Annotated in this window: 14 protein-coding genes and 1 pseudogene; 8 read left to right on the forward strand and 7 right to left on the reverse strand. The window is 69.1% G+C overall.

Annotated features, from left to right (window positions below; genetic code table 11):
* Positions 1-9 precede the first annotated feature (9 nt).
* Both QM721_RS06315 and QM721_RS06320 read right to left on the reverse strand, forming a co-directional pair.
* Entirely contained in the window at positions 10-135 is a 126-nt protein-coding gene (locus QM721_RS06315; RefSeq protein ID WP_415120145.1) for a hypothetical protein, read from the reverse strand.
* A 46-nt stretch (positions 136-181) separates the two neighbouring features.
* A pseudogene (locus tag QM721_RS06320) lies at positions 182-418 on the reverse strand (hemerythrin domain-containing protein); the annotation flags it as partial.
* Positions 419-750: 332 nt separating this feature from the next.
* Between QM721_RS06320 and QM721_RS06325 the strand changes: the two are divergent.
* Entirely contained in the window at positions 751-1062 is a 312-nt protein-coding gene (locus QM721_RS06325; protein WP_415120050.1) for a glutamine synthetase III, read from the forward strand.
* Positions 1022-2926 (forward strand): glutamine synthetase III, encoded by a 1905-nt coding sequence (locus QM721_RS06330; protein WP_415120052.1) that lies wholly within the window; start codon positions 1022-1024, stop codon positions 2924-2926. The genes QM721_RS06325 and QM721_RS06330 overlap by 41 nt, the downstream gene beginning before the upstream one ends.
* 93 nt (positions 2927-3019) lie before the next feature.
* Here QM721_RS06330 and QM721_RS06335 read toward each other — a convergent pair whose 3' ends face one another.
* Positions 3020-3652: a LysR substrate-binding domain-containing protein gene (locus tag QM721_RS06335; protein WP_415120054.1), complete on the reverse strand. Its 633-nt coding sequence runs from the start codon at positions 3650-3652 to the stop codon at positions 3020-3022.
* A 34-nt stretch (positions 3653-3686) separates the two neighbouring features.
* On the opposite strand from QM721_RS06335, the gene QM721_RS06340 reads away from it, so the two are divergent.
* The 6 genes from QM721_RS06340 to dxs all read left to right on the forward strand — a co-directional run bounded on the left by QM721_RS06340 (position 3687) and on the right by dxs (position 10002).
* Positions 3687-4061 carry a DUF5997 family protein gene (locus tag QM721_RS06340; protein WP_415120056.1) on the forward strand — a complete coding sequence of 125 codons (375 nt, stop codon included), beginning with the start codon at positions 3687-3689 and terminating at the stop codon, positions 4059-4061.
* 73 nt (positions 4062-4134) lie between these two features.
* On the forward strand, positions 4135-5541 hold the full coding sequence (locus tag QM721_RS06345) for a GH1 family beta-glucosidase (RefSeq protein ID WP_415120058.1): 1407 nt from the start codon (positions 4135-4137) through the stop codon (positions 5539-5541).
* 54 nt (positions 5542-5595) lie between these two features.
* Positions 5596-5814 (forward strand): twin-arginine translocase TatA/TatE family subunit, encoded by a 219-nt coding sequence (locus tag QM721_RS06350; protein ID WP_415120060.1) that lies wholly within the window; start codon positions 5596-5598, stop codon positions 5812-5814.
* Positions 5815-6051: 237 nt separating this feature from the next.
* A complete protein-coding gene (locus tag QM721_RS06355; RefSeq protein ID WP_415120062.1) occupies positions 6052-7395 on the forward strand; it encodes an MATE family efflux transporter in 1344 nt (447 codons plus the stop codon).
* A gap of 198 nt (positions 7396-7593) precedes the next feature.
* Positions 7594-8007: a hypothetical protein gene (locus QM721_RS06360; RefSeq protein ID WP_415120064.1), complete on the forward strand. Its 414-nt coding sequence runs from the start codon at positions 7594-7596 to the stop codon at positions 8005-8007.
* 63 nt (positions 8008-8070) lie between these two features.
* Entirely contained in the window at positions 8071-10002 is a 1932-nt protein-coding gene (gene dxs, locus QM721_RS06365; RefSeq protein ID WP_415120066.1) for a 1-deoxy-D-xylulose-5-phosphate synthase, read from the forward strand.
* Between the two features lie 224 nt (positions 10003-10226).
* Here the strand turns inward: dxs and QM721_RS06370 are convergent, their stop codons facing one another.
* The 4 genes from QM721_RS06370 to QM721_RS06385 all read right to left on the reverse strand — a co-directional run bounded on the left by QM721_RS06370 (position 10227) and on the right by QM721_RS06385 (position 15629).
* Positions 10227-11912: a hypothetical protein gene (locus QM721_RS06370; protein ID WP_415120068.1), complete on the reverse strand. Its 1686-nt coding sequence runs from the start codon at positions 11910-11912 to the stop codon at positions 10227-10229.
* Positions 11909-13606: a PQQ-binding-like beta-propeller repeat protein gene (locus tag QM721_RS06375; protein ID WP_415120070.1), complete on the reverse strand. Its 1698-nt coding sequence runs from the start codon at positions 13604-13606 to the stop codon at positions 11909-11911. Before QM721_RS06375 ends, QM721_RS06370 begins: the two co-directional genes overlap by 4 nt.
* Before the next feature lie 197 nt (positions 13607-13803).
* Entirely contained in the window at positions 13804-15063 is a 1260-nt protein-coding gene (locus tag QM721_RS06380; protein WP_415120072.1) for an HRDC domain-containing protein, read from the reverse strand.
* On the reverse strand, positions 15060-15629 hold the full coding sequence (locus QM721_RS06385; RefSeq protein ID WP_415120074.1) for a DUF3000 domain-containing protein: 570 nt from the start codon (positions 15627-15629) through the stop codon (positions 15060-15062). The genes QM721_RS06380 and QM721_RS06385 overlap by 4 nt, the downstream gene beginning before the upstream one ends.
* Positions 15630-15794 lie beyond the last annotated feature (165 nt).

The raw sequence follows: 15794 nt of genomic DNA on the forward strand, positions 1-15794 counted from the left end.
GCACCCCGGTCAGCGCAGGGGCTTGTCAAGGATCGACAGGCGCAGCAGCGCGCAGTGATCCGTCGCGGGCGGGCAGGCCAGGAAGATCGTGAACGCGACCGGGTGCTCGCTGGTGACGGGCTTGTCGAACCACACCCCGGATCGGTGCCGGACTCCCTCGACGGTGTAGCGTCGGCGCGAGGTCCGGGTGTGCGGCGGCGATGGCGGGGAACAGCTCTTTGTCTTCACCTTCGTGGTGGCCGGTCAGCGCGGTGCAGAAGCCGTGACAGAACAGCAGCAACTCGCGCGCTGGTGGGCCGTTCGGCTCACCAGCTTTCGCGGCGGCCTGCGTCACGCGGAGTGCTTCGCGGAGTCGCCCGTGGACGGCCTTCAGTTCGTTGCTCCAGGCGATGAGCCTGGTCTTCTCGCCCTCAGTCACGAGAGGGCGAAGGGAACGACGTCGTCATCGTCGTGCTCCTTCGGATTCTACGCCTCCATGCCTGACACTGCCTGACACCAGCACGCGACGTTCAACCCAGGGTATCCGAGGTGCCGCGCATCGGCTCGCGTTGGGCGATGTGGGAGGACCCGTCTCGGGCGGCGAGAGTGGCCCATGTGACGGCGGTCTTGTCGGCGATGCCGATGAGGTCGGCGAGGCGCCTGCCCCACGGGGAGGCCTACGAACATCAGGCGAAATATTCCCGAAACCCCCCCGAAACAACTGGCGCCTAGGGTCGTCGCGACCCGATTCCCGATGAAGGCGAGCAATACATGACAGCGAACAAGGTCCGCCAGGTTGCGATCACCGAGACGCTCAGCCGTCCGCCGGTGGAGACCACCGAGATCCTTCCCCTCTCGGAGATGTGGGCGTGTGACGTCTTCGGATTGGCCGCGATGGAGGAGGCGTTGTCGAAGAACGCCTTCAAGGCGGTGAAGCGCACGGTTCAGACCGGAGAGCCCCTGGATGCGGCAACGGCCGACGTAGTGGCGGCGGCGATGAAGGACTGGGCGATGCGCAAGGGCGCCGAAATTCTTCTCGCACGTGTTCTACCCACTGACCAACATCACCGCCGAGAAGCATGACGGCTTCATCATCACCAACTCCGACGGCCACGCGATCACCGAGTTCACCGGAAGCCTGCTGATCAAGGGTGAGCCCGACGGCTCGTCGTTCCCCAACGGCAGCCTGCGAATGACCAGTGCCGCCCGCGGCTACACCGCGTGGGACCCGACCAGCCCCGCCTACATCAAGAACACCGCGAACGGTGCCACGCTGATGATCCCCAGCGTGTTCATGTCGTGGACGGGCGAGTCGCTCGACAAGAAGATCCCGCTGCTGCGCTCGAACGCTGCGATGGACAAGGCTGCTCGCAAGGTGCTGGCTCTGCTCGGCGAGACCGACATCGCCCCGCTGAACTCCAGTTGCGGTGCCGAGCAGGAGTACTTCCTGATCGACAAGAACTTCGCCGCCGCCCGTCCCGACCTGCTGCTCGCCGGACGCACCCTGTTCGGTGCGCCCCCGGCCAAGGGTCAGGAGTTCGACGACCACTACTTCGGGGCGATCCCCGATCGCGTCCAGGTCTTCATGCAGGACTTCGAAGACCAGCTCTACCGGCTCGGCATTCCGGCCAAGACCCACCACAACGAGGTGGCGCCGGCTCAGTTCGAGATCGCGCCGTACTTCGAGGCCGCCAACGTCGCAGCCGACCACCAGCAGCTGATGATGACGATCATGAAGGCCACCGCGTTGAAGCACGGCTTCGTCTGCCTGCTGCACGAGAAGCCGTTCGCGGGCATCAACGGCTCCGGCAAGCACGTGAACTGGTCGGTGGGTAACGCCACCCAGGGCAACCTTCTCGATCCGGGCAGCTCTCCGGAGGAGAACCTGCACTTCCTGGTCTTCTGCGGGGCTGTGATCCGGGGCGTGCACCTGTTCGGTCCACTGCTGCGCGCCGCGATCGCCACCGCTTCCAACGATCACCGGCTCGGGGCCAACGAGGCGCCGCCGGCGATCATGTCGGTCTATCTGGGCGACCAGCTTGAGGCCGTGTACAACGACATCAAGGCCGGTAAGGCGTCGATCACCAAGGACGGCGGCTTGATGGACCTTGGCCTGTCGCAGATCCTGCCGTTCAAGCGTGACCCGGGCGACCGCAACCGTACCTCTCCTTTCGCCTTCACGGGCAACCGCTTCGAGTTCCGCGCTGTGGGTTCGTCCCAGTCGGTGTCGGGGCCGCTGGTCGCGATGAACACGATCCTGGCCGACTCCCTGTCTTGGATCGCCGGCCGGCTCGAGACCGAGTTGGCTGCCGGCAAGGAGGTTCCCGAGGCGGTGGCCACCGTGCTGCAAGAGATCATGGACAAGCACGGCAATGTCGTCTTCGGCGGTGACGGCTACTCCAGTGAGTGGCACGAGATGGCAGTGAAGGAGCGCGGTCTGCGTAACCTGCCGACCAGCGCCGAAGCGCTGCCGGTCTTCACCGAGCAGCCCGTCATCGAGCTGTTCACCTCGACCGGCGTGTTGTCGGCCCTGGAGTTGGAGAGCCGTTATGAGGTGTACGCCGAGCAGTACATCAACTCGATCGTCGTCGAGGCGAAGCTCGTCATCGATCTGGGCAAGACGGTCATCTACCCGGCCGCGCTCTCTTACTTGACCGAGCTTGGGGCGAACTACGACGCCGCGGCCAAATTCGGTGTCGAACTCGACACCACGACGGCTACCACCATCGCGACGGAGGCCAAGGCGCTGCTGGCGACCATCACCGCGTTGGAGGGCGAACTGCCCAAGCACGACTTCGACAGCATCGCTGCACACCTGGAGCATGGTGCCAAGGTGATCCGGCCGCTGATGGATCAGGCCCGGGCTCACGCTGATGCGCTCGAGTTGGAGCTGGCCGACGACGCTTGGCCGCTGCCGAAGTACCGCGAGATGCTGTACCTGCGCTGATCGTCGCGATCAGCCTGTGTTCGGGCCGTGCCTGCTGAATGCCAGCGGGCACGGCCCGAGCCGTTTCGTCCAGCGACGATCGGCGCCGTCCGGTCAGCGTCGGCGGTCGCGGACGGTTCGGCGCCGGCGATCGCGACCGGACGGCGGGGTAGCGGCTTTCGCTGATCGCTGCGAGCGTTCCTGCGCGGTGCGCGACGAGGTGGCGCTGCGCCCGCGTACCACGCCGATGAACTCATCGGTCAAGGGGTGAGGCTGGTCGGCTCGCCAGGCCAGCCCGATCACCGTTCCAGGAGCATCGGTCACGCGACGGTAGGCCAGGTCACGGCGGCTGCCGCCACGGGCTATCGACATGGGCACCCGCAGCACGGCGATCTCAAGAGCTACCCGGTTGATGCTCTCGGCGTCGGCCTGGATCAGCACGGTCTCGCCGGCCAGGTCGGCCTGTGTCACCTCGTCGAAGGCCGCGATCGGATGCTCCTTCGACACCCAGACCACCGGCGCCTCTTCGTACAGGCGGATCAGGTGCAGGCCGTCGGTATCGATCGGCAACCGGACGAAGCACAGGTCGACCAGGCCGTCGTCCAATGCCTGCCGTTGGTCGACTTCGGGCACCTCGACCACGAGCAGCGGCGTGCGGCGAAAGCGCTCGGCCCACACCGACGTCCACTTGGTCAGGGTCACGCCCGGCACATGGCCCACGCGTAGCCCGTCCGGGGGAGTGCTCACCCCGGCAGGCTATCGCGGGCCGTACAGTAGCCGGGTGAGCCAGACCATGAAGCCGGTGACCGCTGCCGCCAAGCTGGGCATCTACCTACCGGCCGCGCCGGAGGATTTTCGCACCGCCCCGATCAGCCGGGGCGACCTGGATGCCCTGCGTTCCGACCCGCCGGCCTGGCTGAACGAGTTGCGTCGCGTCGGACCGTTCCCCCGCGAGGTGGTTGCCCAGAAGCTCGGCATCTCGCGTTCGGGGCTGGCCCGCGGCGGCGTGACCGAGGCGCTCGACGCCGAGCAGATCGGGGCCTTGATCGCCGACCCGCCCGAGTGGCTGGTGCGCGAACGCGAGAGCTACCGCACGGTGGTGGCCGAGAAGGCGCGGCTGCGCGAAAAGCCCGGCCCGTTGACGGGGTCGGCGTGAGGTGCCGGATCGGTGGTGACATGACGCCGCATGTCGCGACCTGCAGGAACTGCGCGTCAACCCGCATCTCACCGTGCTGTTCATCAACCACGACATCGGCTGGGCAGGACGCCTGATGTTGCGTCAGTTTCCGCGAGGGTTCAGGTTCGGCAGCGCCACGTCCGCCTACCAGATCGAGGGGGCCGCGCACGCCGGTGGCCGGCAGGACTCGATCTGGGACGTGTTCTGCCGGGTTCCAGGGGCGGTGGTGCGCGGCGAGAACGGCGACGTGGCCTGCGACCACTACCACCGCTACGCCGAAGACGTGGCGCTGATGGCCGACCTGGGGCTGGGCACCTACCGGTTCTCGGTGTCGTGGCCTCGGGTGCTCGACGGCGACCGGGTGCTGCCCGAAGGCATGGACTTCTATTCACGGCTGGTCGACGAACTGTTGGCCAAGGGCATCGAGCCGTGGCTGACCCTCTACCACTGGGACCTTCCGGCCGCCCTGCCCGGTGGCTGGACGAACCGTGACACCGCGAGCCGGTTCGTCGACTACGCCCTGGCCCTACACGATCGGCTGGGTGATCGGGTGCGCACCTGGACCACGCTCAACGAGCCCTGGTGTTCATCGTTCCTGAGCTACGCCGCGGGCATTCATGCCCCGGGCCAGACCGACGCGGCCGCCTCGATCAGGGCCGCCCACCACCTGTTGCTGGCGCACGGCTGGACGGTGCAGGCGTTGCGGGCCGCTGACGACCATGAGAACGAGCTCGGCGTCACGCTGAACTTCACCCCGGTGATTTCCGCGTCGCAGTCGGCGGCTGATCGCGACGTGGCCCGCCGGGTGGACGGCACCGCCAACCGGTTCTTCGTCGAGCCGATCATGACTGGCGACTACCCCGCGGACGTCCGCGACGACCTGGCCGGGTACTGGCCCGATGATCTGGTGCACGAGGGCGACCTGGCTGCGATCAGCACCCCGATCGACGTGCTCGGGGTGAACTACTACACCACGAACGTGTTCCGGGCCGGTGAGGCAGAGGCGGGGCCGACGCCGCACATCGCCGCACCCGATGCCGTCCAGGTGTTGCGCGACCTGCCGCAGACCGCGATGGGCTGGGAGGTCGATCCGGACGGCCTGCGCCGGCTGCTCACCTGGCTGCACACCGACTACACCGGGTCGGCCGGAGTGAAGCTGGTCGTCACCGAGAACGGTGCGGCGTTCGACGACCAGCCCGATGCCGACGGCTACGTCGACGACACGGCAACGCGGCTCGAATACCTGCGCCGTCACCTGGCCGCCGTGCATGACGCGATCGGTGAGGGTGCGGACGTCGACGGCTACCTGGCCTGGTCGCTGTTGGATAATTTCGAGTGGGCGCTGGGGTACGACAAGCGCTTCGGCATCGTCGCTGTCGATGCCGAATTGCGCCGCATTCCCAAGGCCAGCGCCGCGTGGTACGGCCAGGTGGCGCGCACCGCAACCCTGATCGGCTGAATCGGACGACCCCTGGGGCCGGCACCGGGTCGATGCCGAGCGGGGGAGACTGTGATGCCCAATCGGGGAGGCCGGGAGTGGGTGATCATCGTGGTCGTGGCGTTGATCGTCTTCGGCAGAGCAGAGCTGGCGAGCTTCGGCGACGACGCCGGCAATCGGCCAGCCCCGTGGGCTGAGAGAAACGCTGATCTTCGCTGGTCGAGCGTGTCGAGACCTCGGACGGAGTGCCCTCGCCAGGGGTTTCGACGCTCAACCAGCGGTTGGTTGCGTTGATCAGCGCCCGGTGGCGACTAACAGCAACAGTGTGAAATCTGCGCGCTAGGCGCAGGCCCTCGCGGTGAAACTCCTTGTCAGTGCGATTTCGACCGATGCGGAGCGCCACTGGTGCGCAGATTTCACACTCTTTCGGTTGAGCCGGGTGCGATTACGGCTCGGTGGCGGCGTCTGGAGCCCAGCGGGAGCCCGGGGGAGTCCGTAGGGAGTCCGGGTGCGGCTGGATAGGTTGGCGGGGTGCGTTCTGCGAGTTCCCAGAGCCTGACCAGGCAGATTCTCGGCCTTGCGGTGCCGGCGTTCTTCGCGCTGGTGGCCGAGCCGCTGTTCCTGCTGGTCGACTCAGCGATTGTCGGGCACCTGGGCACGCCGCAGTTGGCGGGCCTCGGGGTGGCCGGGTCGGTGCTGAACGCCGCGGCGGGCAGCTTCGTCTTTCTGGCCTACGGCACCACCGCGAGCGTGGCCCGAGCGCTGGGCGCGGGGGCCGACGACAAGGTGGTGTCCGCCGGGGTGGACGGCACGGTACTGGGCATCGCGCTGGGCGTGCTGGCTGGCGCCGTGGTGGGTTTGGGGGCCGAGTGGTTGTGCGCCGGGCTCGGCGGCAGCGGTGAGGTGCTGGCCCAGGCCGTCAGCTACCTGCGGATCTCGGCGGTGGGGCTGCCGGCGATGATGACGATGATGGCCATCACCGGCGCGCTGCGCGGCGTGCAAGACACCCGCACGCCGCTGGTCGTCTCGGTGATCGGCTTCTCGCTCAACGCGGTGCTCAACGTGGCTCTGGTCTACGGGCTGGGCTGGGGCATCGCGGGCTCGGCCTGGGGAACGGTGACCACTCAATACGCCATGGCCGCTGCCCTGGTGGCGGTGTGGCTGCTGCGGGTGCGTCGCTCGGGCGCGACGTTGCGGCTGCATCCGGCGGGCGTGCTGGCGGCGGCCGTCAACGGCGTGCCGCTGATCGCGCGCACGCTCGCACTGCGCACCATCCTGTTGCTGACCACCTGGGTGGCGGTGGGGCTGGGCGAGGTGCCGCTGGCCGCCCATCAGGTGGCTTTCACGGTGTGGAGCCTGCTCGCCTTCGCCCTGGACGCGCTGGCGATCGCCGGGCAGGCGCTGACCGGCAAGGGGCTGGGGGCGTCCGACGTTGCGGGAGTGCGGCAGGCGACGGTACTGATGGTTCGTTGGGGTGTGGTCGGCGGAGCGGTGATCGGGCTGGTGATCGCCGTGGCCGGGCCGTTGATCGCGCCGCTGTTCAGCACCGACCCCGGAGTGCGGGCGGCGGTCGTGGCGGCGCTGATTGTGGTCGGCATCGGCCAGCCCGTCGCGGGGTACGTGTTCGTGCTCGACGGGGTGCTGATCGGTGCCGGTGACGGACGCTGGCTGGCTCTCGGCATGACCGCGGTGCTGATCGGCTACCTTCCGATCGTCGCGGCGCTGCGACTGAACGCCGACTGGCTGAGCGGGCTCGGGTCGTCGGTTGCGACGGCGGCGCTGTGGGTGGGTTTCACGGGGTTCATGCTGATTCGGGCGGCGATGCTGTGGTGGCGCGAGCGTAGTGACGCGTGGTTGGTGACGGGGTTGAACTGAAGGGACGGTTCAGATCAGGCAATCCTGAACCAGGAAGAACCGTCCCTTGAACCGGGAAGAACCGTCCCCCGAACCATCGGGGACGGTTCTCAACGGTTCAGGGGACGGTTCTGGCCGGTTCAGGGAACCGTCCCCTGAACTCGACTGGCGCCCGGCCCTTGACATAGAATCGAACGAGTATTCGATAATGGGGGAACGATGACGTCACTGTCGGACCGTCGCAGGGCCATGCGGCAGCAGAGCAACACCAGCTACACGCCACCCGGGTGGCCCGAGCGGGTGCGTCCACCGGGGGCACCCGATTGGGAGGTGACGGCCACGGAGTTTCTGCTCGACTGCTGCCCGGCCGACTACCGCCGGCACGGGCTGCTGCGGCGGCACCCGGTGGTGCTCGCCCGGTTCGCCGTCACCTTCGTCAACGCTCAGGTGCAGGCCGGACGCGACGGCCTCGGCGGCGTGCGGCTCAGCCTGGCCGAACTGGTGGCTCCCGAGGTGGTCACCGAGGCCCTGGACGTGTGGGCGCAGCAGCAGGCTCAACTGGTGCGGGTGCAGCGCGAGGCGAGACTGGTCGAAGAGGCGCTCCGCGGCAAGAACTGGGTGCGGCGGCTATGAGCAAATCCTGCGCACTGCTTGTGCCGTGCCCTCGACCCCGCCGCCGCACGTAGACTCCTGCGCATGCCGTTGCTCGACCGCATCACCAACCCCTGCGATCTGCGCGATCTGACCACCGCCGAGCTGGTTACGCTGGCCGACGAGCTACGTGCCCTGCTGATCGCCAGCGTGTCGCGCACCGGTGGTCACCTCGGCCCCAACCTCGGGGTCGTCGAGCTGACCATCGCGCTGCACCGGGTGTTCGACTCGCCGCACGATCCGATCGTCTTCGACACCGGTCACCAGAGCTACGTGCACAAGATGCTCACCGGACGGCAGCACGCCTTCGACACCCTGCGCCAGCCCGGAGGACTGTCCGGCTACCCGAGCCGGGCCGAGTCCGAACACGACTGGGTCGAGAGTTCGCACGCATCCAGTTCGCTGTCGTGGGCCGAGGGGCTGGCCAAGGGGTTCGCACTGCAGGGCGAGCAGCGCACCGTGGTGGCCGTGGTCGGCGACGGGTCGCTGACCGGCGGCATGACCTGGGAGGCGCTCAACAACATCGCGGTGCAGCCCGACCTGCCCCTGGTGATCGTCGTCAACGACAACGGCCGCTCGTACAACCCCACCATCGGTGGCCTGGCCACCCGGCTGCACGGGCTGGGGCAGCAATTATCGGCGATTCGCACCGACCGTCGCTACGAGCGCGCCCTGGCCCGGATCAAGAGCTGGGTGAACCGCACCCCGGTGGTCGGCGAGCCTGCCTACGGCCTGATGCACGCCTTCAAGGCGGGTGTGAAGGACGCTCTCGCGCCGCAGGGCATGTACTCAGACCTGGGCATCAAGTACCTCGGCCCGATCGACGGCCATGACATCGAGTGCCTCGAACTGGCCCTGCACCAGGCCAAACGGTTCGACGGCGGCCCGGTGATCGTGCACGTCATCACCCAAAAGGGCCACGGCTTCGCGGCCGCCGAGCAGCACGAGGAGGATCGGTTTCACGCCGTCGGCCGGATCGACCAGGTGACCGGCGAATCGCTGAGCACCTCGTCGGCGCGCACCTGGACCGAGGCTTTCGGTGACGAGCTCGCCCGCATCGGCGCGACCGACGACCGGGTGGTCGCGATCACCGCCGCGATGCTGCACCCGACCGGGCTGACCCGTTTCGCCCAGCACTTTCCCGAACGCACCTTCGATGTCGGCATCGCGGAGCAGCACGCGCTCACTTCGGCCGCCGGCCTGGCTCGTACCGGCCTGCACCCCGTGGTCGCCATCTACGCCACGTTTCTCAACCGGGCCTTCGACCAGTTGCTGATGGACGTGGCGCTGCACGGCGAGGGAGTCACCTTGGTGCTCGACCGGGCCGGCATCACCGGGCCGGACGGAGCCAGTCACCACGGCATGTGGGATCTGTCGCTGCTCGGCCTGATCCCAGGGCTGCAACTGGCCGTGCCCCGCGACGAGCTGCGGCTGCAACAGGCCCTGCGCGCCTGCGTGGGCATCGACGACCGGCCTACCGCAATCAGGTTCTCGAAAGACCCGGTGCCGGCCACACTGCCCGCGGTGCGCACCGAAGGAGCCCTCGATGTGCTGTTCGAGCACGGAGATCCGCGGGTGCTGGTGGTCGGCTGGGGCCAGTTCGCCACCATGGCTGTCGAGGTGGGCCGGCGGCTGGCCCAGCAAGGCATCGGGGTGCGCGTGATCGACCCGGTCTGGGCGCTGCCGATACCAACCGAACTGGTCACTCTTGCCGGTGCGCACCAACTGGTGATCACCATCGAGGACGGTGGGCTGGCCGGCGGCCTCGGCTCACGGCTGGCGCAGGAATGCCGGCTGGCGGGGGTGTCGGCCACGATTCGTGAGTTCGGCGTGCCGCAACGCTTTATCGATCACGGCACCCGGGCCGGCATTCTGGACGAACTCGGACTGACTGCTCAGCAGATCGCGCGGTTCGCCACCGAGACGGTGCTGGCCGGCGAACCGGTCAGTAGCCCGGAGGTCCAGCAGCCCCGCTGACCGGGCCGCCGGGTCCGGTGCCGCCACGGGCGGGGGCGGCGCGCCCGCAGCTCGCTGCGGGGTCACGGAAGCGCCGATCAACGCAACCAGCGCTGGTTGATCATCGAAACCCCTTGCCAGTAGCTGGCCGCGGCTTCGCACGCGGATCGGGATGGGAGGAGATTCGGCGAATCTTCGACTCTGAGAGCCATCTTCAAGGTCTCGACAAGCTCGACCAGCGAGAATCAGCGTCGCCTCAGTGCGACCGCCAGGCAGCCGATGACGGCGGTCATCAGCAGCGGGGTGCCGAGCAGAAAGTCGCCGCTCTCGGCCAACCGTGCCGGGTCGACAACGTAGCCGGTGCCGCGGCTCAGGGTCACGAAGGCCGTGACCGTCACGCCCAGCAGCGCGCTGGCGCAGAAGAGCAGCACCCGGGCGGGCACCGGCCACCGCCGCGTGCCGTGTTGGGCGATGTCGCCCTCGGTGAGCGCCCGCCAGATCAGGCCGAACAGCACCACGGCGACACCACTGAACCCGAGTAGCGCGCTGATCGGGTCGTCGAGAATCGCCCGGTGTGGGTAGACCAGGCACACCAGGGTCGCCGAGCCGAGGGCCATGGCTCGCATGCCGGTCAACTCGCGCCGCGGTAGCAGCGTGGCCGTGACGATCAGGGTGACGGCGAGCAGCACGCCGGCCAATTGGGTGGGCGACACGTCGGTCCACGCTGCGAAACCGCTGGTGCGCAGCAGTTGGAAGACCGCCAGGACGGTGACGGCGCTGCAGAACATGGCTGCCCAGGGACGTCCGCGCCGGGCCAGCCGCAGCGTGACCGCCAGGGCGACCATTCCGGTGGCGACGCGCGACCACGTGATGGTCTGCTGGCCCAGAATGGTCGAGGTGGCCACGTCCAGGGCCGCTGCCAGCCACTCCGGGCCGGTCAGGCGAGTCATGGCGTGCAGCCAGATCAGCAACGGGTTGATCAGGATCAGCAGGATCGCCCCGACGGCGATGGCGTAGTTGAGGACGGTGGAGTCCTCATTGAGGTCAGGCCAGGCGGGCGCGCGCCCCGCCACCCGCACCACCCCGACCATGAGCGCCGCGGCGGCCAGCACCGCCAGCAGCGACCCGAGCCAGCCGCTGGCCGGGTTCTCAGGGTCACCGACCAGCCGGACGAACTCGAAGCCGGCCCAGATCACCACCAGCACCGCAACGACCCGGATCGTACCGCGCGACAACTCGCGGTCTGCTGCCGCCACCCCCGCGAACGAGGCGGTGACCGCGATCTGGGCCAAGGCGGCACCCGCGACGTACAGCGAGGGAGTCGCGGCATTCTGCAGTTGCTGGACCGTGCCATCGATCACATAGCCGCGCCAGTCGACGTTGAGAATGGCGATCGTGTTGTTGCTCGCCAGGGGTACGGCGAAGGCCCCGACCAGGGCCCCGGTGACGGCAACGAACTCCCACCAGGCGTACCCGGCCCGGGCCCGCGCAACGAACAGCACGATCAGAAACAGCACCGCGAGGGCGGCAGGAATGAGCAGCAGGGGCTGGGTGAGCACCCCCGTCAACAGCGAACTCAGCACCGGCAGCAGCACCAGAAAAGCGGCCAGCTTGACCCACCACGGCAGGTGCAGCGCAGCAGTCACCAACAGGGCGAGCGACACGACAGCGCCAGAGACGGCCAGCCAGATGCCGAGCACGGGCAGGCTGGTTCCCGATGGCGTGACCACCAGGTCGCCCAGCCCGCGCAGCAGCCCGGCGAACACCACGGCCAGCGCTAGCAACGCGTAGAGCACAAACGAAGTGCCTACGATCGCGCGCAGCCCGACCGGCCAGTCCTTCGCCCTGAGACGTCCCTCCTGCACCGGTTGCACAACGGTGAGCCAGACCAGGTCGCGCAGCACATTGGCCAGCGCCCGCGCTGTTCTCATTCGCCCCCCAGCCGGTACACGGTGGCGTTGAAGAACACCAACAGGCTCCCGTCGGCGAGGGCCAGCACGGCGCCGGGGCCGAACGACAGGTCCTTCTCTTGGGTCACGAACGCGCCCAGGCTCGATCCGTCTGGTGCGAACCGGTGGACGGTCGTGTGGTCGGTCACCACCAATGACCCGTCCTGAGCGAGCATCGATGTGCCGGCCAGGTCTTTCGCCCAGGCGCTGCTGCCGTCGCTCAACCGCAGGGCGGTCAGCGTGTCGAGGGTGCGAACCGCCACCAGGTCGCCGGCACCGACGATCTGCTTGCGATTGCCGGGCACCTCCACCCGCCAGAGCTGGCGGCCGTCCGCCAGCCGGAATGCGCGCACATAGCGGTCGGCCTGGCTGGCCACCACCGCCACCCCCGATGTCACGGTGAACGCCTCCGGCACCACGGTGGACGCCTCGCTGACCGTGCTGCCGCCGGCATCGAACACCCGCACGGTGCCGGCCTGATCGATGACGGCCGCGGTCGAGCCGTCCACCACCATCGGCTGCAGAATCTGGGTGTCGAGCGCCGACCGCCATGCCACGGTGCCGTCGGACGCCCGGAAGGCCGTGATCTGTCCGTCCAGGGTGGCGACGATGGCCAGGGGCCCCAGCACCGCGATCGGTACGGCGCTGACGTCGCCCAGTGCTGCCTGCCACAGGTACTCGCCGTGCTCGCCGTAGCCGACCAGTTGCCGCAGGCTGGTGGCGGCGACCACGACTCGTCCGACGGACGCCACGGCGGTGACCTGACCGCCGGGGTGCGCCACCCAGCGGGCGTCGGCGGTGCCGTCGTCCCAGCCGCGGGCGACGAGATCGTTGCCGGGCGTGTTGACGCTGACGACCACCGGACCGGGCAGTACAGCCGGGGCTTGGTTGCTGCTCAGGGTCAGGGGCGGCAATCCGTTCAGGTCGCGCCGGGCGAACCGCCAGGCCACGCCCAGATCGGGTGTCTTCGGTTGGTGGTCGCGCGCTGGGCCGGTCCACACGGGTGGCCGATCGACCGCCGCCGCGGTGCGTGCGTCGTCGGCGGCGGCGGTGATGCCGCGACCCGGGCACCAGGTGGCGCTCGACTGCTCGGTCGATGCCGTCGAGCCGGTGCCCAGGGTGAGCGACCTGGCTACGGTGACGCAGCCGGCCTCGCCGGTCGCGGCGGTGAAGCCGGCGGTGTAGGGCTCGGTGCCACTGATCGTGTCGGCCGCACCCAGCACCGCTGTGCCGGTGGCCGTCCAGTGTTGACCGTCGGTCACCGCCACGGGCAGCACGGGTAGGCCGGGTCGAAAGGCCACGAAGGTCTTGGCCCAGGCGCCGACCCGCAACTCCAGCCCGGTGGGGGTGGCCGCGAAGAACTGGGTCAGTTGTTCGGCGATGCCTCCGTCTGCTCCGGCGGTGACCTCGCGTAGCCGCACCCAGGTGGTGCTGGTGATGGCCCCCGTGCCACCCCCGGCAGCATAGTGGGCGGCTGCCGGGCCGCTGGCCATGACCTCGAAGCCGACTCCGGCGAAGTATTCGTCGACGGTGTCGCTGGCATCCGACCCCTGCAGCACCACCCGGGTGCCCGAGGGCGGAATGTAGGCCATCACCGGCGAGGTCGACCAGGCCGAGATCGGCCGCCCGAGCAGGGCGGACACGGCGATCGCGGCCACCACGACTGCGATCACCATGATCGCCGGCAGCCCCGGGTGTCGGCGGTTGGGTGGTGGTGTCGCGGGTGGTGGTGTCGCAGGAGGCGGCGGTATCGGCAGCCACGCGGGTACTCCGACCGGCGGAGGGTGCCGCATCGGCTGGCTTCCGAAGGCCCAGGTCGGTTGGTGGCCGGGGTCTGACACCCGCTCACTATAGGCAGTGGCGGGTTCTGGGTTCAGGCAGCGGTGCTGTGCCGCACGATCACCGGCACCACCAGCTCGCGTTGCCACGGACGCACCAGGTCGGCGGCCAGCGCGGCGTCCACGGTCTCGGCGGTCAACGGAACCGGGGGTTGCCACAGCACCCGGCGCAGCGCGTCCGGGCTGATCAGGTTCTCCACCGGCACGACGAGCTGCTCGGCGAGTTCGAGCACGGCCGGCCGGACGGCGTCCCAGCGCGCCGCGGCCACGGGGTTGCGTGTTTCCCAGGCGCGTGGTGGCGGCGGCCCTTCAGCGGGCAGCGCCTTGACCGGCAACTGGTCACGGGTGAGGGTCGCGACGCGGTCGAGGGCGGCCAGCCAGCGTGCCCGGTAACGCGACGGCGCCCGCCAGGCGAACTCGGGTATCGCCGACAGGTCGGACGGCCCCAACTGCTTCACCTCGGCGGCATTCAGCCGGGCGGCCAGGCCGCTGATCGCACGGTCGGGCAGGATCTTGCCGGGTGCCCGGTCCATACCCGAGGCGAGTTCGTCGCGCACCCGCCACAGCTCGCGCACCACGGCCAGGCCGCGTGAGCTGCGCACAGCGTGCAGCCCCGACGTGCGCCGCCACGGGTCGGGTCGGGGCGGGGGAATGATCCCGGCCCGATCGACCAGGTGGGCGAACTCCTGCGTGGCCCACTCGGTCTTGCCGGCGACGTGCAGCTTCTCGGCCAGCCAGTCGCGCAGGTCGATTAGCAGTTCGACGTCGAGGGCGGCGTAGTTCAGCCACTCCTCCGGCAAGGGCCGGCGCGACCAGTCCGCCGCGGAGTGCTCCTTGCGCAACCGCAGGCCGAACGCCTCTTCGATCAGGGTGCCCAAGGCCACCCGCGGCATGCCGACCAACCGGGCGGCCAGCTCGGTGTCGAAAAGCTTGCTGGGCAGCATGCCCACCTCGGCCAGGCAGGGTAGGTCCTGGGTGGCGGCGTGTAGTACCCACTCGTCAGCGGCCAGCGCCGCGGCCAGTCCCGACAGGTCGGCCGGGGCATCGGGTGAGCCGAAGGCGATCGGGTCGACCAGAAACGTGCCGGCACCCTCCCGACGCAACTGAATCAGGTAGGCGCGGGCCGAGTAGCGAAAGCCGTGCGCCCGTTCGGTGTCGATCGCGATCGGCCCGGTGCCGGCCGACAGTGCGGCGACGGTGGCGTCCAGTTGCTGCTGGGTGACGACCACGGGGGGCACGCCATCGGCCGGCGCCTCCAAGACGGGCAGCGCGGGTTCGTCGGACGCGGCGCTCACCGGCGTCGGCGAGCCGACATGACGACCACGCCCTCGGGCAGCGGCGGCAGGCCGGCGGTCGTGCACAGCAGTTCGGACCAGCTCATCAGGTGACTGGTGATGTCGTCGGCGGCGGTGACGACGGGCGTCCACGAGGCACGAATCTCGATCTCGGCGCGCGGCGGATCGGCCGACATGGCGCCGAACGCGCGTGACGAGACGGCGGTCACGGTGCCGCTGGGTGCGGTGTAGGCAGCGCCGTAGCGCTCGAGCGCATCGGTGAGCCACGACCAGCCCACCTCGGTGAGCAGCGGGTCGGCGACCATCTCGGCGTCGACCTCGGCCCGGGCGTAGGTGACGCACCGGAAGTCGCCGTCCCACGAGGGGTTGCCTGCCGGGTCGTGCAGCAGCACCAGCCGGCCGTTGCCCAGGTCTTCGCCGCCCGCGACGACTTCGGCCGCCACCGCCACCGCGTGCGGCGCGATCCGCTGCGGTGCCGGGATCTCTTCGATCACAAGTTCGGGTCGCCAGTGCATGGTTTGCAGCGCGGCCACCGCTTCGTCGAACAACCGAGGGCCTTCAGCCATGGTTCTACGCGCTCCTCCCACGCATGCGAATGTAGCCGTGGGCCCGCCGTCCGTGGGTGGGACTCGCCGGGAGGAACGCAACCGTCACTGGCTCTTCTCGGGCTCCAGCACCAGGCAGATCGAGTTGATGCAGTAGCGCCGGTCGGTGGGGGTGTCGTAGCCCTC

Source organism: Micropruina sp. (assembly GCF_047602085.1).
GTDB lineage: Bacteria > Actinomycetota > Actinomycetes > Propionibacteriales > Propionibacteriaceae > Micropruina.

What these genes read in the sequence shown, in the direction of transcription:
- QM721_RS06325 (WP_415120050.1), top strand. Translation starts at nt 751, where the DNA reads ATGACAGCGAACAAGGTCCGCCAGGTTGCGATCACCGAGACGCTCAGC.
- QM721_RS06350 (WP_415120060.1), top strand. Translation starts at nt 5,596, where the DNA reads ATGCCCAATCGGGGAGGCCGGGAGTGGGTGATCATCGTGGTCGTGGCG.
- QM721_RS06360 (WP_415120064.1), top strand. Translation starts at nt 7,594, where the DNA reads ATGACGTCACTGTCGGACCGTCGCAGGGCCATGCGGCAGCAGAGCAAC.
- dxs (WP_415120066.1), top strand. Translation starts at nt 8,071, where the DNA reads ATGCCGTTGCTCGACCGCATCACCAACCCCTGCGATCTGCGCGATCTG.
- QM721_RS06370 (WP_415120068.1), bottom strand. Translation starts at nt 11,912, where the DNA reads ATGAGAACAGCGCGGGCGCTGGCCAATGTGCTGCGCGACCTGGTCTGG.
- QM721_RS06375 (WP_415120070.1), bottom strand. Translation starts at nt 13,606, where the DNA reads ATGGTGATCGCAGTCGTGGTGGCCGCGATCGCCGTGTCCGCCCTGCTC.
- QM721_RS06385 (WP_415120074.1), bottom strand. Translation starts at nt 15,629, where the DNA reads ATGGCTGAAGGCCCTCGGTTGTTCGACGAAGCGGTGGCCGCGCTGCAA.